This window comes from Pseudomonas sp. GD04091, assembly GCF_029836165.1.
Lineage (GTDB): Bacteria > Pseudomonadota > Gammaproteobacteria > Pseudomonadales > Pseudomonadaceae > Aquipseudomonas.
Genome location: NZ_JAOEBG010000011.1, coordinates 116,560 through 135,652 on the forward strand (window position 1 = coordinate 116,560; position 19,093 = coordinate 135,652).

Genomic DNA, 19,093 nt, shown 5'->3' on the forward strand with positions numbered 1-19,093 from the left:
GTCGATCAAACCGTTGTTGTCGCGTGGCCTGACCCTGACCATGCTGGTCGTGGCCATCGTGCTGGGCTGGCTGGCCTGGACCCATTACACCCAGGCGCCCTGGACCCGTGACGCGCAGGTGCGTGCCGATGTAGTCACCCTGGCGGCGGAGGTCAGTGGCCGAATCGTCGCCCTGCCGGTGCGGGACAACCAGTTCGTGCACAAGGGCGACCTGCTGTTGCGGATCGATCCGGCGCGCTATGAACTGGCCGTGCTGCATGCCCGGCGCGCGGTCGAAGTGGCGCGGGCCGCCCTGGGCCAGTCGCAGGCGAACATCGTCGCCAACCAGGCGCTGCTCAAACAACGACGTAGCGAGGAACAGCGCCGTGGCAAGCTGCAGTCTCTGTCGGCCATCTCCGCCGAGGAGTGGGAAAAGTCCAGGACCGATGTCGCGGTCGCCCAGGCCGACCTGCTGCGCGAGCAGTCCAGCCTCGGCCTGGCGCAAGCCAACGTGCAACTGGCCGAGGCCACCCTGGAGCAGGCGCGGCTGGACCTGCAACGCACCGAGGTGCTGGCGCCGGTCAATGGCCATGTCACCAACCTGCTGACCCGCCAGGGCGACTTCGCGCAGCCGGGCGCGGCGTTGCTGGCGCTGGTGGACGGCGACTCGTTCCATGTCAGTGGCTATTTCGAAGAGACCAAGCTGCCACGCATCGCCATCGGCAGCCGTGCGCGCATCGTGCTGATGAATGGCCAGGCCCTGCGGGGCACGGTGGAGAGCATCGCTTACGCCATCACCGACCGCGAGAATCAGCCCGGCAATCGCCTGCTGGCCAACGTCAACCCGAACTACACCTGGGTCAAGCTGGCCCAGCGCGTGCCGGTGCGCCTGCGCCTGGACCCGCCCGACGCCCAGGCCCCCGCACTGCGGGCCGGGACCACCGCCACTGTGACGATACTCGAGGAATGACGGATGATGCAGCGGTGAACCGTGGACGAGTGTTGCCGATGTTTGACCTGAACGACCTGTATCTGTACGCCAAGGTGGTGGAACACAGTGGCTTCGCTCCCGCCGGGCGCATCCTCGGCCTGCCCAAGTCACGCCTGAGCCGGCGGGTGGCCAAGCTCGAGGAGCGCCTGGGCGTGCGCCTGATCCAGCGCTCGACCAGGCAGTTCCAGGTCACCGAGGTGGGGCTTGAGTATTACCGCCATTGCCTGGGCATGCTCGAGCAGGCCGTCGCCGCCGAGGATGCGGTCGAACGCAACCGTGCCGAGCCGCGCGGCATCGTGCGCCTGGCCAGCAGCACCGAACTGCTCGACTCGCGTCTGGCGCCGATGCTGGCCCGCTTCATGGCGCAGTGCCCGGTGGTCGAGCTACTGGTCAAAAGCTTCAATCGCCGCGTGGACGTGATCGGCGAGGGTTACGACCTGGTGCTCAGCGTGCAGCATCAGCGCCTGGAAAGCAGCGAACTGATCATGCGCCGGCTGGCGCCGAGCCGGCAGTGCCTGGTGGCTTCCCCGGGGCTGCTGGTCGAGCATGGCAAGCCGGGCTCGCCGGCCGCGCTGGAGGCGTTGCCGAGCCTGTGCTGGGGAGGCAACGTACAGGACTACACCTGGACCTTGACCGGACCACAAGGGGCCGAGGCCTTCGTGCGCGTGCGCCCCCGTGTGGTTTCGGATGACCTGGCGGTGCTGCGCGAAGGCGCTCTGGCCGGGGTCGGCATGGCGGTGCTGCCTGAGGAGGTGGTGATGGCCGACCTTGCCAGTGGGCGGTTGCTCCATGTCCTGGACGGCTGGACCCCGCGGGAAGGCGAGGTGGTGGCGCTGTTTCCTTCCCGGCGTGGGTTGATGCCGGCCGTGCGCAAGCTGATCGACTTTCTGGCCGACGCGTTCGAGCAGGAGCAGCAGGACGCTACGCCAGTTCGCGCTCGCTGAAGCCCGGCGAGCGGGGCGGGCGCGCCGACCAGATCGCCAGCCCCGCCGCCATTGCCGTCAGCAGCGCCCCGGCCCAGGGAGTCGCGGCCAGCGTCGACTGGCTGATCACCACGCCCCCGATGGCCGAGCCGAGCCCGACGCCCAGGTGCATCGCCGACATGTTCAGGCTCATGCCGGCCGGGAAGGTGCCGGGCCCACGGCTGGCGAGATAGCTCTGAACCACCGGCGAGGTGGTCCAGCTCAGCCCACCCCAGAGCATCATCGCCGGCAGGAACAGCCAGGGCGAGCCTGCGCTGAAGGGCAGCAGCAGCAGGCTGGCGAGGTACAGCAGCGGCGCGATCGCGATGGCCTTGCCCGCGCCAAGGCGGTCGGCCATCCAGCCACCGACATAGCCGCCCGACACGCCCGCGATACCAAAGGCGGCAAACACCGCAGCGAGCCACTGCACCGGCATCTGGGCGACGTGCTGGGCATAAGGCGCCAGGTAGGCGAACACCGTGAAATGCCCGGCGATCATCAGCAGCGACACGGCCTGCGCGGCTACCAGGCGGCTGTCGCGCAGATGGCGCAGGTAGCTGCCCAGTGCCACGCGTTCGCTGCTTTGCACCTGGGGCAACCCGTGCCAGGCCATCAGCAACACCGCCATGGCCAGTACCGCCAGTCCCAGGAAGACACCGCGCCAGCCCGCCACGTCGCACAGCAGCATGCCGGCGGGGACGCCCAGTACCAGCGAGCTGCAGATGCCCATGAAGATCACACCGATGGCCCGGCCGCGCAGGGCATCTGGGACCATGCGCGTGGCCATCAGCGTGCAGGTCAGGCAGGTCAGGGCGCTGGTCGCCGCCATGCCGATGCGGGCGATCAGCAGCGTGGAATAGCCCGGCGCCAGTGCCGCCGCCAGATTGCACAGGGCAAACAGTGCCAGCGTGACGCACAGCAGGCGGCGCAGCGGCAGCCGGGTGGTGAGCAGGGGCGAGAAGGGCGCGGCGAGAGCGAAGCTCAGGGAGAAGACCGTGGTCAGTTGCCCGGCGATGCCGAGCGGTACCGACAGGCCATCGGCCAGTGCCGGCAGGATGCCGACAGTGATGTTTTCCGCCATGCCCGTGACGAATGTCGCCAGGGCCAGCAGCCAGATACGCGGGCTCATGTGTTGCCTCCGATAAACGGGCCGGCCAAGGTCCGGACCCATTTGTCCCGACGGTTGACCGGCAGTGGTCAGGTCCATCGGGTTTCGAGGCAGTGCTTCGGTTATCCCGGTACAAGCTGGGAGAGTGTAGAGGGTTACGCGCAAAACGCGAAGCCCGCTCCCACAGCAAACGTGTGTATCCGTGCTATTTCAACTCGGTCTCGATGAACACGATCTCGTGGTCACTGGCATTGACCACATTGTGTTCCACGCCGGCCTTGCGAAAGTAGCTCTGGCCTGCCACCAGCGCAGCGTGCTTCTCGCCCTCCGGGGTCTCCAGCAACAAGATGCCATCGGTCATCGGTACGACCACGTAGTCATGGCCATGCAGGTGACGTCCGGTTTCGGCGCCGGGCGCGAAACGCCATTCGGTAACGATGACTTCGTCGGTGTCCACCTGCACGGTGGGGACGGCCTGGGCGCGTGGGAGGTTCTGTGTCATGGGGCACCTTTGCTCGAAAAGCACCTAGCCTGGGCTACTCCAGCGGCATGTTAAATCCAGGTCTGCTGGCAGTCAGTTGCGTGGACACTTACCTTTGTTGCGCGCAAACGCATCGCGGGGCAAGCCCGCTCCCACAGATCCTCTATCGAGTCAGTGGGAGCGAGCTTGCCCCGCGATGGGGACGCCGACTTGCGCTTAGACGTTGAAGCGGAAGTGCATCACGTCACCGTCCTTGACGATGTAGTCCTTGCCTTCCAGACGCCATTTGCCGGCTTCCTTGGCGCCGCCTTCACCCTTGAACTGGATGAAGTCGTCGTAGGCCACCACTTCGGCGCGGATGAAGCCCTTCTCGAAGTCGGTGTGGATCACCCCGGCGGCCTGTGGCGCGGTGGCGCCGACGCGTACGGTCCAGGCGCGCACTTCCTGCACGCCGGCGGTGAAGTAGGTCTGCAGGTTGAGCAGCTCGTAACCGGCGCGGATCACACGGTTCAGGCCTGGCTCTTCCAGGCCGAGGGCCTCGAGGAACATGTCCTTCTCTTCGCCGTCTTCCAGCTCGGCGATCTCGGCTTCGATCTTGTTGCACACCGGCACCACGACCGCGCCTTCCTCTTCGGCGATGGCCTTGACCACGTCCAGGTGCGGGTTGTTGTCGAAGCCGTCTTCGGCAACGTTGGCGATGTACATCACCGGCTTGCTGGTCAGCAGGTGGAAGCCACGGATGACGGCCTTTTCGTCGTCAGCCATGTTCTTCATCAGGCTGCGCGCCGGCTTGCCTTCGGTGAAGTGCGGGATCAGTTTTTCCAGGATGGCCTTCTGCGCCAGGGCATCCTTGTCGCCGCCCTTGGCGTTGCGGGCGACCTTCTGCAGCTGCTTCTCGCAGCTGTCGAGGTCGGCGAAGATCAGCTCGAGGTCGATGATCTCGATGTCGCGCTTGGGGTCGACGCTGTTGGAGACGTGGATCACGTTCTCGTCTTCGAAGCAGCGCACCACGTGGGCGATGGCGTCGGTCTCGCGGATGTTGGCGAGGAACTTGTTGCCCAGGCCTTCACCCTTGGACGCACCGGCGACCAGGCCGGCGATGTCGACGAACTCCATGGTGGTCGGCAGAATACGGTTCGGCTTGACGATCTCGGCCAGCGCCGCCAGGCGCGCGTCGGGCATCGGCACGATGCCGCTGTTCGGCTCGATGGTGCAGAAGGGGAAGTTCTCCGCCGCGATGCCGGACTTGGTCAGGGCGTTGAACAGGGTGGACTTGCCGACGTTGGGCAGGCCGACGATGCCGCAATTGAAACCCATGGGTATTCCCCTTTCTTAAGTGTCAGGCCTTCTGGCTGTGCAGCTCGCGCATCGCCTTGGCGAAATCGCCGGCAAGCACGTCCGGCAGCACGCCGAGGGCAAAATCGATGCTGGCGTCGAGCTTCTCCTGCTCGGCGCGCGGCGCGCGGCCCAGGACGAAGTTGGAGACCAGTTTGGCGTCGCCCGGGTGGCCAATGCCAAGCCGCAGGCGGTGGAAGTCGTTCTGGTTGCCGAGCTGCGCGATGATGTCGCGCAGGCCGTTGTGCCCGCCGTGGCCGCCGCCCTGCTTGAGCTTGGCGACGCCGGGGGGCAGGTCGAGTTCGTCGTGGGCCACCAGGATGGCGTCCGGCTTGATCCGGAAGAAATTCGCCAATGCCGCCACGGACTGGCCGCTGCGGTTCATGTAGGTGGTGGGGATCAGCAGACGAACATCGTTGCCTTGATGGCTGAATTTAGCCGTCAGGCCGAAATACTTTCGGTCAGCGGTCAGCGAAACGCGCTGGGCGCTGGCGAGGCGTTCAACGAAAAGAGCCCCTGCGTTATGCCGGGTCTGTTCGTATTCGGGGCCGGGGTTACCCAGGCCGACGATCAACTGGATGGCGGTCACGTCAGGGGCTCTTCCTTGGAGTTGGTGGGTTACGGTGCGCGCGGCACTGTAACCCGATCAACGCCGGCGTGCGAGTGGATTACTCGGCAGCGCCTTCAGCAGCTTCAGCGGCTACGCGCGGGGCGTGGACGTTGGCAACAGCCTTGTCATCACCGTGGGCCAGAGCGACGAACTCTACGCCTTTCGGAGCTTTCAGGTCCGACAGGTGGATGATGGTACCGATTTCGGCCTTGGACAGGTCGACTTCGATGAACTCAGGCAGGTCCTTGGCTTCGCAGGACACTTCGATCTCGGAAACGACGTGCGAGATCTCGCCGCCTTTCTTGATCGGGGCTTCTTCGCCGACGAAGTGAACTGGAACCTTGGCGGTCAGCTTCTGGCCAGCAACGACGCGAACGAAGTCGGCGTGCATGATGAAGCCTTTGGCCGGGTGGCGCTGCATGGCCTTGACCACGACGTTCTGCTTGGCGCCATCGACGTTCAGCTCGATCACGTGGCTGAAGGCAGCTTCGTTTTCGAACAGCTTGGCGATTTCCTTGGCCACGATGGTCAGGGATTGGGCTTCTTTATCGCCACCGTAGACAACGGCAGGGATGCTGGCGGAGTGACGCAGGCGGCGGCTCGCACCTTTCCCCAGGTCAGTACGCGCTTGGGCGTTCAGGATGAAGTCAGTCATTTTGTTTCTCCAAAATAGCCTCCCGAGGGCGTTTGCGACCAGCGCCAACGGGGATGGCAAAAAAGCCCCGCCCCAACAGCCAGTGTTGGGGCGGGGCGCTTTTCGTCAACGTGCGTTCCGCTTAGCGGAACATCGCGCTGATCGATTCTTCGTTGCTGATGCGGCGGACCGCTTCAGCGACAACCGGTGCGATATCCAGCTGACGGATACGGTCACAGGCTTGAGCAGCGGCGGACAGCGGGATGGAGTTGGTGACCACCAGCTCGTCCAGTACCGACTTCTCGATGTTCTCGATCGCACGGCCCGACAGAACCGGGTGCGTGCAGTAGGCGTAGACCTTGGCGGCGCCGTGGTCTTTCAGGGCCTTGGCCGCGTTGCACAGGGTGCCGGCGGTGTCGACCATGTCGTCTACCAGGATGCAGGTGCGTCCTTCGACGTCGCCGATGATGTGCATAACCTCGGAGTGGTTAGCCTTTTCGCGGCGTTTGTCGATGATACCCAGGTCGACACCCAGGGACTTGGCGACGGCACGGGCACGTACCACGCCACCGATGTCCGGGGAGACGATCATCAGGTTCTCGAAACGCTGGTCCTCGATGTCGTCGACCAGTACGGGCGAGCCGTAGATGTTGTCGACGGGGATATCGAAGAAACCCTGGATCTGGTCAGCGTGCAGGTCGACAGTGAGTACACGGTCGATACCCACGACAGTGAGCATGTCAGCGACGACTTTGGCGCTGATGGCTACACGTGCCGAACGCGGACGACGGTCCTGGCGGGCGTATCCGAAGTAGGGAATCACGGCGGTGATTCGCGACGCTGACGAACGGCGGAAGGCATCGGCCATCACTACCAGTTCCATCAGATTGTCGTTGGTTGGGGCACAGGTTGGCTGGATGATGAAGACGTCCTTACCACGAACGTTTTCATTGATCTCAGCACTGATTTCGCCGTCGGAGAACTTGCCGACAGAAACATCACCCAGTGGAATGTGCAGCTGACGTACGACACGCCGAGCCAGATCGGGGTTGGCATTCCCCGTGAAGACCATCATCTTGGACACGCGCAGTACCTGGAGGCTGAGGGTAACCTGGATGAGTATAAGAAATGGCAGGGGCGGCTGGATTCGAACCAACGCATGGCAGGATCAAAACCTGCTGCCTTACCGCTTGGCGACGCCCCTGTATCTGTTGCTGCGAGCTCTTATGAACTCGACTTCTTGATCAGACTTTGCAGCTTGCGATGCAACGTCGAAACATTGCTTCCTTTCGCCACAAACCCTGTTTGGGTCTCTGAAAGAAGGGCCAGAACTCTATCAGCTTCGGCTTTGCTTGGGAAGGCCCCAAACACACAACTTCCAGTGCCGGTCATTCGAGCTTCGGTGAATTTACCCAGAGAAATCAGCGCATTGCGAACTTCTGGATAACGTTGCTCTACTACCGGTTGGCAGTCATTTCGACTGTTTCCCTCGGGAACGGGGCGCATCTTAAGGGGGAGGGAATCACGTGTCAACTCTGGATGCGAAAAAATTTCCGCTGTGCTGACAGACACTTGCGGCACCAGCACGACGTACCACGGTTGCTCGGGATCGACCGGGGTGAGTTGTTCGCCGACGCCCTGGGCAAAGGCGGCGTGGCCACGGACGAACACCGGTACGTCGGCACCCAGCGATAGGCCCAGGGCGGCCAGGCGATCTTCGTCCCAGTCCAGTTGCCACAGGTGTGCGAGCGCCAGCAGCGTGGTCGCCGCGTCGGAACTGCCGCCGCCGATGCCGCCGCCCATGGGCAGCACCTTGTCCAACCAGATGTCGGCGCCCAGCGCGGTTGCCGATTGCGCCTGCAGCTGGCGCGCGGCGCGGACGATCAGGTTGCTGTCGTGGGGCACGCCGTCGATTTCGGTCTGCAGGCGAATCTGGCCGTCGTCGCGCAGGGCGAAGCTCAGTTCGTCGGCGTGGTCGAGGAACTGGAACACGGTTTCCAGCTCGTGGTAACCGTCGGCGCGGCGACCTGTGATGTGCAGCCACAGATTGAGCTTGGCCGGCGCGGGCAGGGTGAGCTTGTCCATCGACTCAGTGCCCCAGCTGGCGTGGTTGCCAGTCCTTCACCACCAGCGTTACATCGATGTTCTCGCCGTGCAGTTTCAGGCGCTCGGGCAGCCAGTAGCCGTTCTGTTCTATGTAGCTGAGGTACTGGACCTGCCAGCCGTCCTGGGTGAGGCTGGCCAGGCGACTGTCGCCATCGAGGGTCAGCTGGCTCTTGCTGTCCGGGGCGGGCAGGCCGCGCACCCACCACACCAGGTGCGACACCGGCAGGCGCCAGCCGAGCTGCTCTTCCAGCAGGGCCTCGGGGGTCTGGGCCTCATAGCGGCCCTGGTTGGCGACTTCCAGCACCACGCCGCCGGGGCGGCCGGTCAGGCGCGCCGCCCCGCGGCCCAGCGGGCCGGCCAGGCGAATGTCGTAGTAGTCCTGGCGCTGCAGCCAGAACAGCGTGCCGCTGCCGGAGTCGCGCGGGGCGCGGATGCCGACCTTGCCGTTGATCTGCCAGCCATCGAGGTTGCCCAGCTGCTGCTTGTGCTCGCGCCACAGCTGCGGGCTGCCCTGGCCCTGAACGGCTTCCTTGCTGCCGAAGCCGGCGCAGCCGGCGAGCAGGGCGATGAGGGTGAAGGTGATGCAATGACGCAGGAACATGATTTACAGGCTCTCGGATCCGGTCAGGCGCAGCAGTGTCTTGCGCAGGATGGGGCTGTCGGCCTGGGCTTCGAAGCCCTTGGCCCAGACTTGGCGGGCTTCGCGGCGCTTGCCGTTGGCCCACAGGACTTCGCCCAGGTGGGCGGCGACTTCATGGTCGGGGAAGCGTTCGAAGGCCAGGCGCAGCTGGCGCTCGGCTTCTTCGAGGTTGCCCATGCGATAGGCGATCCAGCCCAGGCTGTCGAGCACCGCCGGGTCGTCCGGGGTGAGCTGGTGGGCCTTGTCGATCAGGGCTTTCGCTTCGGCGTAGCGGGTGGTGCGGTCGGCCAGGGTGTAGCCAAGGGCGTTGAGCGCCATGGCGTTTTCCGGCTCGCGGGCGAGGATGGCGCGCAGGTCTCTTTCCAGTTGCGCCAGGTCGTTGCGCTTCTCGGCGAGCATGGCGCGGGTGTAGAGCAGGTTGAGGTCGTCCGGGTAGCGCTTGATCGCCTGTTCCAGCACCTGGCCGGCCTGGGCCTCCTTGCCGTTGTTGCCCAGGCTCTCGGCCTCGATCAAATACAGCTGGATGGCGTAGTCGGGCTGTGCTTCGCGGGCTTCGGCGAGCAGGCGCGAGGCCTCGGCGCTACGACCATTGGCAATGAGGATGTCGGCTTGGCGCAATTGTGCCGGCAGGTAGTCCGGGCCCGGGCCGACCAGGGCGTATTCGCGCAGGGCGGCCGCCGGTTGGCCGCGTTCTTCACGGATACGGCCGAGATTGAGGTGGGCGGCGTCAACGTTGGCGTCACGCTCGACCAGTTCCTGCAGGTAGCCTTCGGCCTCGTCCCAGTGCTTGGTTTCCAGGCATACCAGGGCCAGGGAATAGCGGATCTCGTCGTCTTCCGGGTACTGCTGCAGCAGGCTTTCGAACTCGGCCTTGGCGTCGTCGATGCGGTCCTGTTCGACCAGGGTGCGCGCATAGGTCAGGCGCAGGCGCTTGTCGTCGGGGTTGTCGCGGATTGCCCCGCGCAGCAGCGGCAGTGCTTCCGGACCACGATCCAGCGCTTGCAGCAGGCGGGCGCGCAACAGCACCGGGGCGATTTCGCCGTTTTGCGGTGGGTGGCTTTCGAGCAGGTCGAGGGCCTGTTCGGGCTTGTCGTCCTGGTTCAGCAGCAGCGCCTTGCCGAAGATCAGCTGGCCGTTGTCGGGGTATTTCACCAGCAGGCGGTCGAAGCTCTGCATCAGGCCGTCGCGGGTGTTCTGGTCGGTTTCGGCTGCCGACAGGGCGAGGAAGTCGAAATGGGTGTCGCCCTGGCCTTGCAGCACCTTCTCCATGTAGGTCATGGAGTCGTCGTAGCGCCCGGCGCGGGCCAGCTGGATGGCGGCGGCGCGTTGGGCGTCGAGGTTCTGCGGGTCGTTGCGGGCCCAGGTCAGGGCGGTGTCCAGTGCCGGCTCGTCGGCGCCGAGGTACTCGGCGATGCGGTAGGCGCGCTCGGAGACGCCCGGGTCCTGGGTCTTCTCGGCCTGGTCGACGTAGTTGCTCAGGGCAATGTCGAAACGGTTGCGCTGGCCGGCCAGCTCGGCCACCAACAGGCTGTACAGGGTGTCCTGTTTGAACGATCCGTACACCACCGGCTTTTCCGCGCTCTTGCCTGCGTCGGCAACGGGCGGTTGGGCGTCCGTCTTCTGCGGGGCCAGGCTCTGGCAGCCCTGGAGCAGGGCGAGGGCAAGCAGCAATGCGTAGGATTTGTTCATAGAGGCTTATTAAAGAGGCTAAACCGGCGGTCGGAGCATGATGACACAAGCGTGAGGGCAAACCCACCTGCGAAGGTCGTGGTGTGAAGCGGTGCTTCGGAGTATAGGGACAATGCGCCGGGGCGGTGGTTCGCAACCACTCCACGGCATCCTGCCGTTGCCGTTGTTTTTGCTTTTGCTTCTAAGCGCGCGGTAGTTCAGGCAACGCAGAATGCGACTTCAGGAGGCCGAACGCAGGTCTTGCGGAGGGAGGTGACGGGCATGGATGCCCGTCAAGCGCTGCGCCCCAGGATGGGGCGTTCAGCGCGGTCCTCCCGGGAGCAAGACCGGAGTGAGGGGACCCCGGAGCGAAGCGTAGGGGCCGGATGAATGGAGCCGGGCGGCTTTGGTTACTTTGGCCGCGTCCAAAGTAACCCGCCGTAAGGGCGGAAAGGTGACTGTGCGTCGCCACAGCGAATGAATGTGCATACAGCTTTCAATACACACGCTCTAAAAAACCAAAACCAAAACCAAAACGTTTTGGAGTGGGTTTTTATAGGTGTAAGCGCATTCATTGGCTATGTCGACGCACAGTCACCTTTCCGCCCTTACGGCGGGTTACTTTGGTCGTGGCCAAAGTAACCAAAGCCGTGGCGCTCCGTTCATCCGGCCCTCCGCTTCGCTCCGGGTTCCCTCACTCCGGCCTTGCTCCCGGGAGGACCGCGCTGTAGGGCCCATCCTGGGCCCCAGCGCTTGACGGGCATCCATGCCCGTCACCTCCCTCCGCAAGACCTGCGTTCGGCCTCCTGAAGTCGCGAAGTTACGGGCGGCGCCTGGGCTGACGCAGCTGTCGCTAGTGGACTATGGGATAAACTCTCGATCGGCAACGGCAACGGCGGGTGGAGGTGTGGGCCGATAGGCGGGCCTCATCACCACAATAGCGAACGGTGGTTGTTCTAAAACCTGCGAAGTAGGACAATTATCGGCTTCACGTCCCAATCAGCGACCTTGCATGGCCTTTCTTGCACTTGGTATCAACCATAAGACTGCCTCGGTAGACGTACGCGAGCGCGTGGCGTTTACCCCAGAGCAGCTGGTCGACGCCCTGCAGCAGCTGTGCCGACTGACCGCCAGCCGCGAAGCGGCGATCCTGTCGACCTGCAACCGCAGCGAACTCTATATAGAGCAGGACCACCTTGCCGCCGACGCCGTGCTGCAATGGCTGGCCGACTATCACCAGCTGAGCCTCGATGAGCTGCGCGCCAGCGCCTACGTCCATGAGGACCACGACGCGGTCAGGCACATGATGCGCGTGGCCTCGGGCCTCGACTCGCTGGTGCTCGGCGAGCCGCAGATTCTCGGCCAGATGAAGTCGGCCTACGCCGTCGCCCGCGAGGCCGGCACCGTGGGGCCATTGCTCGGGCGCCTGTTCCAGGCCACCTTCAGCGCCGCCAAGCAGGTGCGCACCGACACCGCCATCGGCGAGAACCCGGTGTCGGTGGCGTTCGCCGCGGTGAGCCTGGCCAAGCAGATCTTCTCCGACCTGGGACGCAGCCAGGCGCTGCTGATCGGCGCCGGCGAGACCATCACCCTGGTCGCCCGCCACCTGCACGAGCAGGGGGTGCGGCGTATCGTCGTGGCCAATCGCACCCTGGAGCGCGCCAGCATTCTTGCCGAGCAGTTTGGCGCCCATGCCGTGCTGCTCTCGGACATTCCACAGGAGCTGGCCCACAGCGACATCGTCATCAGCTCCACCGCCAGCCAGCTGCCGATTCTTGGCAAGGGCGCGGTGGAAAGCGCGCTGAAACAGCGTCGGCACAAGCCGATCTTCATGGTCGACATCGCCGTCCCGCGCGACATCGAGTCGCAGGTCGGCGAGCTGGACGACGTCTATCTCTATACCGTCGACGACCTGCATGAAGTGGTCGCGGAAAACCTCAAGAGCCGACAGGGCGCGGCCCAGGCCGCCGAGGAGCTGGTCTCGGCCGGCGCCGACGACTTCATGGTGCGCCTGCGCGAGCTGGCGGCGGTGGATGTGCTCAAGGCCTACCGGCAGCAGAGCGAACGCCTGCGCGACGAAGAACTGCAGAAGGCCCAGCGCCTGCTGGCCAATGGCGGCAATCCTGAAGAGGTGCTGTTGCAGCTGGCGAGGGGCCTGACCAACAAACTCCTGCACGCGCCCAGCGTGCAACTGAAAAAGCTCTCCGCCGAAGGCCGCCTCGATGCGCTGGCCATGGCCCAGGAACTCTTCGCCCTCCACGAGGGCTCGACGGACAAATCCCCGCAATGAAAGCGTCGCTGCTGAACAAACTGGACACGCTCCAGGACCGCTTCGAGGAACTCACCGCGCTGCTCGGTGACGCCGAAGTCATTTCCGACCAGACCCGTTTCCGCGCCTATTCCCGCGAGTACGCCGAGGTCGAACCGGTGATCGGCGCCTATAAAGAGTGGCGCAAGGTTCAGGATGACCTCGAGGGCGCCCAGGCGTTGCTCAAGGACGCCGACCCCGACCTGCGCGAAATGGCCGTGGAGGAAGTGCGCGAAGCCAAGGAGCAACTGCTCGGGCTGGAGTCGCAGCTGCAGCGCATGCTGCTGCCCAAGGACCCCAACGACGGGCGCAACGTGTTCCTGGAAATCCGCGCCGGCACCGGCGGCGACGAGGCGGCGATCTTCTCCGGCGACCTGTTCCGCATGTACTCGCGCTATGCCGAGAAACGCGGCTGGCGCCTGGAGATCCTCTCCGAGAACGAGGGCGAGCACGGCGGCTACAAGGAAATCATCGCCCGGGTCGAAGGCGACAGCGTCTACGGCAAGCTGAAGTTCGAGTCCGGCGCTCACCGCGTGCAGCGCGTGCCCGAGACCGAATCCCAGGGGCGTATCCACACTTCCGCCTGCACCGTGGCGGTGTTGCCCGAGCCCGATGAGCAGGTGGCGATCGAGATCAACCCGGCCGACCTGCGCGTGGACACCTATCGCGCCTCGGGCGCCGGCGGCCAGCACGTCAACAAGACCGACTCGGCGATCCGCATCACCCACTTGCCCACCGGCATCGTGGTCGAGTGCCAGGAGGAGCGTTCGCAGCACAAGAACCGCGCACGTGCCATGTCCTGGCTGTCGGCCAAGCTCAACGACATGCAGACCAGTGCCGCGCAGAACGCCATCGCCAGCGAACGCAAGCTGCTGGTGGGCTCGGGCGACCGCTCCGAGCGCATTCGCACCTACAACTATCCACAGGGCCGGGTCACCGATCACCGTATCAACCTCACGCTCTATTCCCTGGACGATATCCTTGCCGGTGGTGTGGACGCGGTGATCGAGCCGCTGTTGGCCGAATACCAGGCCGATCAGTTGGCCGCCCTGGGGGATTGAGCGCATGACCATCATTGCCAGCCTGTTGCGCAGCGCCCAGTTGCCGGAGTCGCCGACCGAACGGCTGGATGCCGAACTGCTCCTGGCCGCGGCCCTGGGCAAGTCGCGCAGTTACCTGCACACCTGGCCCGAACGCATCGTCAGCAGCGAAGCGGCCGAGATCTTCGCCGGCTACCTCGAGCGTCGTCGTGCCGGCGAGCCGGTGGCCTACATCCTTGGCCAGCAAGGCTTCTGGAAGCTGGACCTGGAAGTCGCGCCGCACACGCTGATTCCGCGTCCGGACACCGAGCTGCTGGTGGAGACGGCCCTGGAGCTGGTAGCGCCAACGCCCGCTCGCGTGCTCGACCTGGGGACCGGCACCGGGGCCATCGCCCTGGCCCTGGCCAGTGAATGTCCGGGCTGGCAGGTGATCGCCGTCGACCGTGTCGAGGAGGCCGTGGCCCTGGCCGAGCGCAATCGCCAGCGTCTGGGCCTGGGCAATGTCCAGGTGCGTGGCAGCCACTGGTTCGACGCCCTCGCCGATGAGCGTTTCGATCTGATTCTGAGCAACCCACCCTATATCCGTGCCGCCGATCCGCACCTGGTGGCTGGGGACGTTCGTTTCGAGCCGAGCAGTGCGCTGGTGGCCGGTGAAGATGGCTTGGACGACCTGCGGCTGATCATCGCCCAGTCGCCACGGCATCTGCTGCCCGGCGGCTGGTTGCTGCTCGAGCACGGCTATGACCAGGCCAGCGCGGTGCGTGATCTGCTGGTCGCCAGTGGTTTCACCGAAGTGACCAGCCGGGTCGACCTGGGTGGCCATGAACGCATCAGTCTGGGGCGCCTGCCATGCTGACCGATCAAGAGCTGTTGCGTTACAGCCGGCAGATTCTGCTGTCGCAGGTGGACATCGACGGGCAGTTGCGCCTCAAGCACGGCAAGGCGCTGGTGGTCGGCGTTGGCGGGCTGGGCTCGCCGGTGGCGCTGTACCTGGGCGCGGCCGGGGTCGGCGAGCTGCACCTGGCCGACTTCGATACCGTCGACCTGACCAACCTGCAGCGCCAGATCATCCACGACAGCGACAGCGTCGGCATGAGCAAGGTGGATTCGGCGATCAAACGCCTGCAGGCCATCAACCCGGAGATCAGGCTGGTCGCCCACCGCCAGGCGCTGGACGAAGATTCGCTGGCCGCCGCCGTGGCGGCAGTCGATGTGGTGCTGGACTGCTCCGACAATTTCACCACCCGCGAGGCGGTCAATGCCGCCTGCGTCGCCGCCGGCAAACCGCTGGTCAGTGGCGCGGCGATCCGTCTGGAAGGGCAGTTGTCGGTGTTCGACACGCGCAGCGAGAGCAGCCCTTGCTATCACTGCCTGTATGGTCATGGCAGCGAAGCCGAACTGACCTGCAGCGAGGCCGGGGTGATCGGCCCTCTGGTGGGCCTGGTCGGCAGCCTGCAGGCGCTGGAAGCGCTGAAGCTGCTGGCCGGCTTCGGCGAGCCGCTGGTTGGCAGGTTGTTGCTGATCGATGCCCTGGGCACGCGCATGCGTGAACTGCGGGTCAAGCGTGATCCGGCCTGCGCCGTGTGCGCCAGCCGTCATGGCTGAGCGTTCGGCGCCGGTAGGCGTGATGGACTCGGGGGTCGGCGGTCTGTCGGTGCTCGCCGAGATCCAGCGGCTGCTGCCCAACGAGTCGTTGCTGTACGTGGCCGACAGTGGCCACGTGCCCTATGGCGAGAAGTCCCCGGACTACATACGTCAGCGTCTTCGCCATATCGCCGGATACTTCCACGGGCTGGGGGCCAAGGCCATGGTCCTGGCCTGCAATACCGCCACCGTGGCGGCAGTGGCCGATCTGCGCGAGCTTTATCCAGGCTGGCCCTTGGTGGGTATGGAACCTGCGGTAAAACCGGCGGCGGCGGCGACCCGCTCGGGCGTGGTCGGGGTCCTGGCCACCACCGGCACATTGCAGAGCGCCAAGTTCGCCGCCTTGCTCGACCGCTTCGCCAATGATGTGCGGGTCATCACCCAGCCCTGCCCCGGGCTGGTCGAACTCATCGAGTCCGGCGATCTGGCGAGCCCGCGGTTGCGCCAGTTGTTGCTGCACTACGTGCAACCATTGCTGGCTGCTGGCTGCGACACGTTGATCCTGGGTTGCACGCATTACCCCTTCCTGCGCCCGATGCTCGCGGACATGGTCCCGGCGGACGTGGCGATCATCGACACCGGCGCCGCCGTGGCGCGGCAGTTGCAGCGCCTGCTGGGGGCGCGCGACCTGCTGGCCGAAGGGCCGGCACGGCCAACGGCATTCTGGAGCAGCGCCGATCCGGCCATTCTGGAAAAAATCCTGCCTCTTCTGTGGAATAAATCCGGCAGCGTGCAAAGCTTTCCGATGTAAAAAAAGTGTGAAAGGCCTGATAGGAAGTTGGAACTATCGTCCCGTCGCCGACTTCTATCGCTTTGCCTGAGCGCAGGCAGAACACTGACAACAACATCAGGAAGAAGGATGTTTCTCATGAAGAAACTGCTGGGCTTGGCGGCGCTTGCCGCTATCACGCTGGGGCAGGCGATGACCGTGCAGGCCGCCGATGTTTCATTTTCGGTAGGGCAGACGGGCGACTCGACCATGGTCTATCGTCTGGGGCTGCAGTCGAACTGGGATGTCAGCTGGTGGCAGACCAGTGTCGGGCGTCTGACGGGCTATTGGGATGGTGCCTATACCTACTGGCAAGGGGATGAGACTGCCAGCAATCACAGCCTGTCCTTCGCGCCGGTGTTCGTCTACGAGTTCGCCGGGGAGTCGGTGAAACCTTACATCGAGGCCGGCATCGGGGTAGCGGCGTTCTCGAGCACAGAGCTCGAGGATAACGAACTCGGTTCATCGTTCCAGTTCGAGGACCGGATCGGTTTCGGCCTGCGTTTTGCGGGTGGGCATGAGGTTGGTATTCGCGCGATTCATTATTCGAATGCGGGTATCAAGCAACCCAACGACGGCGTCGAAAGCTACGCGCTGCACTATCGCATGGCGTTGTAGCGCCATCGCCATCGCCGGCAAGCCAGGCTGCCGGCGATGGTCGCGAGCAGGTCAGCGCGGCAGTGGCCACAGGCTGTTCAGGCTCAGTGCCTCCAGCACCAGTTCCGGTTGGCGTTGATCCAGTCTTGCGACCAGTTCCAGTGCCGTGGTCTGTGCCGTCCATTGCTCGGGAATCGCCTGGGCCAGGGTCACCGGTGTCTTCAATGATTGGGGGGCGACGATGGTCAGGTCGATGCCCAGGGCCTGCAAGGCATGGCGCTGCTCGCGCAACCAGTGCAAGGGGCTGTTGGTGCCATTGAGGGGCTGATTCGGTTCATGCAGTTGCAAGGCCGAATAGCGGCTCAGTATGGCCATGACCTGTGGCTTGTCCCCTTGTGCCAGCAAGGGCAGGGCGCAGGCCAGGCTGTTATCCGTGGCGCGCAGGTTGCTGCTGACGATCGTCTCGAACAGGTCGGTATCGTTCACCTCGGCCGGCAGATAGTCGCAGGTACCGGCGTTGATGATCAGACCGTCAAGTGTGCTCCAGCGCTGCTTGAAGGCTTCGATGGCGTTGCTGGCCTGATCGATTTCCTGCAATTGGCCAGCCAGGCATAGCAGGTTGACGCCGTACCGCTCCTGCAGGGCCTGGAGCGCCTGGAGCGAGTTGACGCTCGCAGCGACCCGATGACCCTGTTCGAGCAATCGTTCGACCAATGCCAGCCCCAGTCCCTGGGTGGCGCCTGTAACCCAGAATGTCCGCGCGATGCTCACGAGAGCTCCTCCTGATACTGCATGCCAGGCAGGCCTTTGAATGCTTCCAGTGCCCGCTGGCGACTACTGTCAAGATCGACGATCGGCCTTGCGTAGAGGCCTATTTCGAATAAGTCGGCTGATTTGCGAGGCTGATGAATCCGTTTGTCATCAAGACCTTCCAGCTCAGGAAGCCATTCTCGAATGAATACACATTTTGAATCAAATCTATTCGATTGAGTGATGGGGTTGAATATCCGGAAGTAGGGCACCGCATCGGTACCGGTCGACGCGCTCCATTGCCAGCCGCCATTGTTCGCGGCCAGGTCGCCATCGATCAGATGGCGCATGAAGTGCCGCTCACCCAGGCGCCAGTCGATCAAAAGGTTCTTGCTGAGAAACATGGCGACGATCATGCGCAGGCGGTTGTGCATCCACCCGGTGTGCAGCAGTTGGCGCATGGCGGCGTCGATGATCGGGAAGCCCGTGCGACCTTGCTGCCAGGCTTCGAAGTCCTCCGGGGCGTCGCGCCATGGCAGCGCCTCGGTCTGCGGGCGGAAGGCACGATGCCGAGAAACGCGCGGGTAACCCACCAGGACATGCTTGTAGAACTCGCGCCACAGCAGTTCGTTGATCCAGGTCTGCACACCGGTGCTGCCGCTGTCGAATTCGCCTTGATTGCTGGCCAGCGCCGCGTGCAGGCATTGCCGGGGCGAGAGCACGCCGGCAGCCAGGTAGGGGGAGAGCTGGCTGGTGCCGGCCTCGGCGGGAAGGTCGCGCCGTCGCGGGTAGTCCTGGATGGCCTCTTCGGTGAAGCGTGCGAGGCGTCGTTGCGCCTCCTGCTCGCCCGCGGGCCAGTAGTCGCGCAAGGCTTCGGGCGGCGTCTCGAACCCTTCGATGTGTTGGGGAATCGGGTCGCTGGTGATTTCCACAGGTTCCTGGCGGCGCACTGGAGGGACGAGCGCGGGCAGGCTGCGGTGCAGATGTTCCAGGCAGACACGCTTGAACTGGGTGAACACCTGGAAATAGCGGCCACTGCGGTTCAGCACGCTTCCCGGCTTGAACAGCAACTGGTCGAGATGGCCGGTGGCGGTGATGCCGGCCGTCTGCAGCAGGTCGCGGGTCGCCTCGTCACGGCGGCTTTCGTTGATGCCGTATTCGTCATTCCAGTGCACGGCCTCGATCCGGTGTTGACGGCAGATATCGAGAACACACTGCGGCGCTTCGTGCCAGGTGGGAACGCTGCGGATCAGCAATGGGATGTTCAGCGCGTCCAGGGATTGGCGCAGCAGGCGCAGGTTGCGCAGCCAGAAGTCCACCTTGCACGGCGCGTCGTCATGGGCCTGCCACTGGCCGGGGCTGGCGATCCACAGCGCCACGGTCGGGCCGCGCTGGCAGGCGGCGCTCAGGGCGGTGTTGTCGGCGATGCGCAGGTCGCTGCGTAGCCAGATCAGTTGCATAGAAGCTCAGG

General features: G+C 64.6%; 19 protein-coding genes and 1 tRNA gene. 8 read left to right on the plus strand and 12 right to left on the minus strand.

Annotated elements, in window-relative coordinates:
* Nucleotides 1-4: 4 nt before the first annotated feature.
* Both N7422_RS15400 and N7422_RS15405 read left to right on the plus strand, forming a co-directional pair.
* Nucleotides 5-949: an HlyD family secretion protein gene (locus tag N7422_RS15400; RefSeq protein WP_279807366.1), complete on the plus strand. Its 945-nt coding sequence runs from the start codon at nucleotides 5-7 to the stop codon at nucleotides 947-949.
* Nucleotides 950-987: 38 nt separating this feature from the next.
* Nucleotides 988-1,914 carry a LysR substrate-binding domain-containing protein gene (locus N7422_RS15405; RefSeq protein ID WP_279807336.1) on the plus strand — a complete coding sequence of 309 codons (927 nt, stop codon included), beginning with the start codon at nucleotides 988-990 and terminating at the stop codon, nucleotides 1,912-1,914.
* On the opposite strand, the gene N7422_RS15410 is transcribed toward N7422_RS15405, so the two are convergent.
* The 10 genes from N7422_RS15410 to N7422_RS15455 form a co-directional block, all read right to left on the minus strand.
* Nucleotides 1,892-3,061, minus strand: a complete 1,170-nt coding sequence (locus N7422_RS15410; protein WP_279807337.1) for an MFS transporter — start codon at nucleotides 3,059-3,061, stop codon at nucleotides 1,892-1,894. The genes N7422_RS15405 and N7422_RS15410 overlap by 23 nt on opposite strands.
* A gap of 184 nt (nucleotides 3,062-3,245) precedes the next feature.
* On the minus strand, nucleotides 3,246-3,542 hold the full coding sequence (locus N7422_RS15415; protein WP_279807338.1) for a cupin domain-containing protein: 297 nt from the start codon (nucleotides 3,540-3,542) through the stop codon (nucleotides 3,246-3,248).
* A 195-nt stretch (nucleotides 3,543-3,737) separates the two neighbouring features.
* Entirely contained in the window at nucleotides 3,738-4,838 is a 1,101-nt protein-coding gene (ychF, locus tag N7422_RS15420) for a redox-regulated ATPase YchF (RefSeq protein ID WP_167059009.1), read from the minus strand.
* Between the two features lie 22 nt (nucleotides 4,839-4,860).
* On the minus strand, nucleotides 4,861-5,445 hold the full coding sequence (gene pth, locus N7422_RS15425; protein WP_279807339.1) for an aminoacyl-tRNA hydrolase: 585 nt from the start codon (nucleotides 5,443-5,445) through the stop codon (nucleotides 4,861-4,863).
* 79 nt (nucleotides 5,446-5,524) lie between these two features.
* Nucleotides 5,525-6,121: a 50S ribosomal protein L25/general stress protein Ctc gene (locus N7422_RS15430; protein ID WP_279807340.1), complete on the minus strand. Its 597-nt coding sequence runs from the start codon at nucleotides 6,119-6,121 to the stop codon at nucleotides 5,525-5,527.
* Nucleotides 6,122-6,242: 121 nt separating this feature from the next.
* Entirely contained in the window at nucleotides 6,243-7,184 is a 942-nt protein-coding gene (locus N7422_RS15435) for a ribose-phosphate pyrophosphokinase (protein ID WP_279807341.1), read from the minus strand.
* Between the two features lie 45 nt (nucleotides 7,185-7,229).
* Nucleotides 7,230-7,304 (minus strand) — tRNA-Gln (locus N7422_RS15440).
* 20 nt (nucleotides 7,305-7,324) lie between these two features.
* On the minus strand, nucleotides 7,325-8,185 hold the full coding sequence (gene ispE, locus N7422_RS15445) for a 4-(cytidine 5'-diphospho)-2-C-methyl-D-erythritol kinase (RefSeq protein WP_279807342.1): 861 nt from the start codon (nucleotides 8,183-8,185) through the stop codon (nucleotides 7,325-7,327).
* Nucleotides 8,186-8,189: 4 nt separating this feature from the next.
* Nucleotides 8,190-8,807, minus strand: coding sequence for a lipoprotein insertase outer membrane protein LolB (gene lolB / locus N7422_RS15450; protein WP_279807343.1), 618 nt, complete (start codon nucleotides 8,805-8,807; stop codon nucleotides 8,190-8,192).
* A 3-nt stretch (nucleotides 8,808-8,810) separates the two neighbouring features.
* Nucleotides 8,811-10,535, minus strand: coding sequence for a tetratricopeptide repeat protein (locus tag N7422_RS15455; protein ID WP_279807344.1), 1,725 nt, complete (start codon nucleotides 10,533-10,535; stop codon nucleotides 8,811-8,813).
* A gap of 991 nt (nucleotides 10,536-11,526) precedes the next feature.
* On the opposite strand from N7422_RS15455, the gene hemA reads away from it, so the two are divergent.
* The 6 genes from hemA to N7422_RS15485 all read left to right on the plus strand — a co-directional run bounded on the left by hemA (nucleotide 11,527) and on the right by N7422_RS15485 (nucleotide 16,893).
* The gene (hemA, locus tag N7422_RS15460; protein ID WP_279807345.1) at nucleotides 11,527-12,804 is read left to right on the plus strand and encodes a glutamyl-tRNA reductase; all 1,278 of its coding nucleotides are present in this window, start codon (nucleotides 11,527-11,529) and stop codon (nucleotides 12,802-12,804) included.
* Complete coding sequence (prfA, locus tag N7422_RS15465; protein ID WP_279807346.1) at nucleotides 12,801-13,883, plus strand: peptide chain release factor 1; 1,083 nt, start codon at nucleotides 12,801-12,803, stop codon at nucleotides 13,881-13,883. The genes hemA and prfA overlap by 4 nt, the downstream gene beginning before the upstream one ends.
* A 4-nt stretch (nucleotides 13,884-13,887) precedes the next feature.
* The gene (gene prmC, locus N7422_RS15470) at nucleotides 13,888-14,718 is read left to right on the plus strand and encodes a peptide chain release factor N(5)-glutamine methyltransferase (protein ID WP_279807347.1); all 831 of its coding nucleotides are present in this window, start codon (nucleotides 13,888-13,890) and stop codon (nucleotides 14,716-14,718) included.
* Nucleotides 14,712-15,467, plus strand: coding sequence for a molybdopterin-synthase adenylyltransferase MoeB (locus tag N7422_RS15475; RefSeq protein WP_279807348.1), 756 nt, complete (start codon nucleotides 14,712-14,714; stop codon nucleotides 15,465-15,467). Before prmC ends, N7422_RS15475 begins: the two co-directional genes overlap by 7 nt.
* On the plus strand, nucleotides 15,460-16,257 hold the full coding sequence (murI, locus tag N7422_RS15480; protein ID WP_279807349.1) for a glutamate racemase: 798 nt from the start codon (nucleotides 15,460-15,462) through the stop codon (nucleotides 16,255-16,257). Before N7422_RS15475 ends, murI begins: the two co-directional genes overlap by 8 nt.
* Nucleotides 16,258-16,374: 117 nt before the next feature.
* Nucleotides 16,375-16,893 carry an acyloxyacyl hydrolase gene (locus N7422_RS15485; protein ID WP_279807350.1) on the plus strand — a complete coding sequence of 173 codons (519 nt, stop codon included), beginning with the start codon at nucleotides 16,375-16,377 and terminating at the stop codon, nucleotides 16,891-16,893.
* Nucleotides 16,894-16,944: 51 nt separating this feature from the next.
* On the opposite strand, the gene N7422_RS15490 is transcribed toward N7422_RS15485, so the two are convergent.
* Nucleotides 16,945-17,643 carry an SDR family NAD(P)-dependent oxidoreductase gene (locus tag N7422_RS15490; RefSeq protein WP_279807352.1) on the minus strand — a complete coding sequence of 233 codons (699 nt, stop codon included), beginning with the start codon at nucleotides 17,641-17,643 and terminating at the stop codon, nucleotides 16,945-16,947.
* Nucleotides 17,640-19,082, minus strand: a complete 1,443-nt coding sequence (phrB, locus tag N7422_RS15495) for a deoxyribodipyrimidine photo-lyase (protein WP_279807353.1) — start codon at nucleotides 19,080-19,082, stop codon at nucleotides 17,640-17,642. Before phrB ends, N7422_RS15490 begins: the two co-directional genes overlap by 4 nt.
* Between the last annotated feature and the right edge of the window lie 11 nt (nucleotides 19,083-19,093).

What these genes read in the sequence shown, in the direction of transcription:
- ychF (WP_167059009.1), bottom strand. Translation starts at nt 4,838, where the DNA reads ATGGGTTTCAATTGCGGCATCGTCGGCCTGCCCAACGTCGGCAAGTCC.
- hemA (WP_279807345.1), top strand. Translation starts at nt 11,527, where the DNA reads ATGGCCTTTCTTGCACTTGGTATCAACCATAAGACTGCCTCGGTAGAC.
- prfA (WP_279807346.1), top strand. Translation starts at nt 12,801, where the DNA reads ATGAAAGCGTCGCTGCTGAACAAACTGGACACGCTCCAGGACCGCTTC.
- N7422_RS15410 (WP_279807337.1), bottom strand. Translation starts at nt 3,061, where the DNA reads ATGAGCCCGCGTATCTGGCTGCTGGCCCTGGCGACATTCGTCACGGGC.
- ispE (WP_279807342.1), bottom strand. Translation starts at nt 8,185, where the DNA reads ATGGACAAGCTCACCCTGCCCGCGCCGGCCAAGCTCAATCTGTGGCTG.
- prmC (WP_279807347.1), top strand. Translation starts at nt 13,888, where the DNA reads ATGACCATCATTGCCAGCCTGTTGCGCAGCGCCCAGTTGCCGGAGTCG.
- N7422_RS15475 (WP_279807348.1), top strand. Translation starts at nt 14,712, where the DNA reads ATGCTGACCGATCAAGAGCTGTTGCGTTACAGCCGGCAGATTCTGCTG.
- phrB (WP_279807353.1), bottom strand. Translation starts at nt 19,082, where the DNA reads ATGCAACTGATCTGGCTACGCAGCGACCTGCGCATCGCCGACAACACC.
- N7422_RS15430 (WP_279807340.1), bottom strand. Translation starts at nt 6,121, where the DNA reads ATGACTGACTTCATCCTGAACGCCCAAGCGCGTACTGACCTGGGGAAA.
- murI (WP_279807349.1), top strand. Translation starts at nt 15,460, where the DNA reads ATGGCTGAGCGTTCGGCGCCGGTAGGCGTGATGGACTCGGGGGTCGGC.
- N7422_RS15485 (WP_279807350.1), top strand. Translation starts at nt 16,375, where the DNA reads ATGAAGAAACTGCTGGGCTTGGCGGCGCTTGCCGCTATCACGCTGGGG.
- N7422_RS15415 (WP_279807338.1), bottom strand. Translation starts at nt 3,542, where the DNA reads ATGACACAGAACCTCCCACGCGCCCAGGCCGTCCCCACCGTGCAGGTG.
- lolB (WP_279807343.1), bottom strand. Translation starts at nt 8,807, where the DNA reads ATGTTCCTGCGTCATTGCATCACCTTCACCCTCATCGCCCTGCTCGCC.
- N7422_RS15405 (WP_279807336.1), top strand. Translation starts at nt 988, where the DNA reads ATGTTTGACCTGAACGACCTGTATCTGTACGCCAAGGTGGTGGAACAC.
- N7422_RS15455 (WP_279807344.1), bottom strand. Translation starts at nt 10,535, where the DNA reads ATGAACAAATCCTACGCATTGCTGCTTGCCCTCGCCCTGCTCCAGGGC.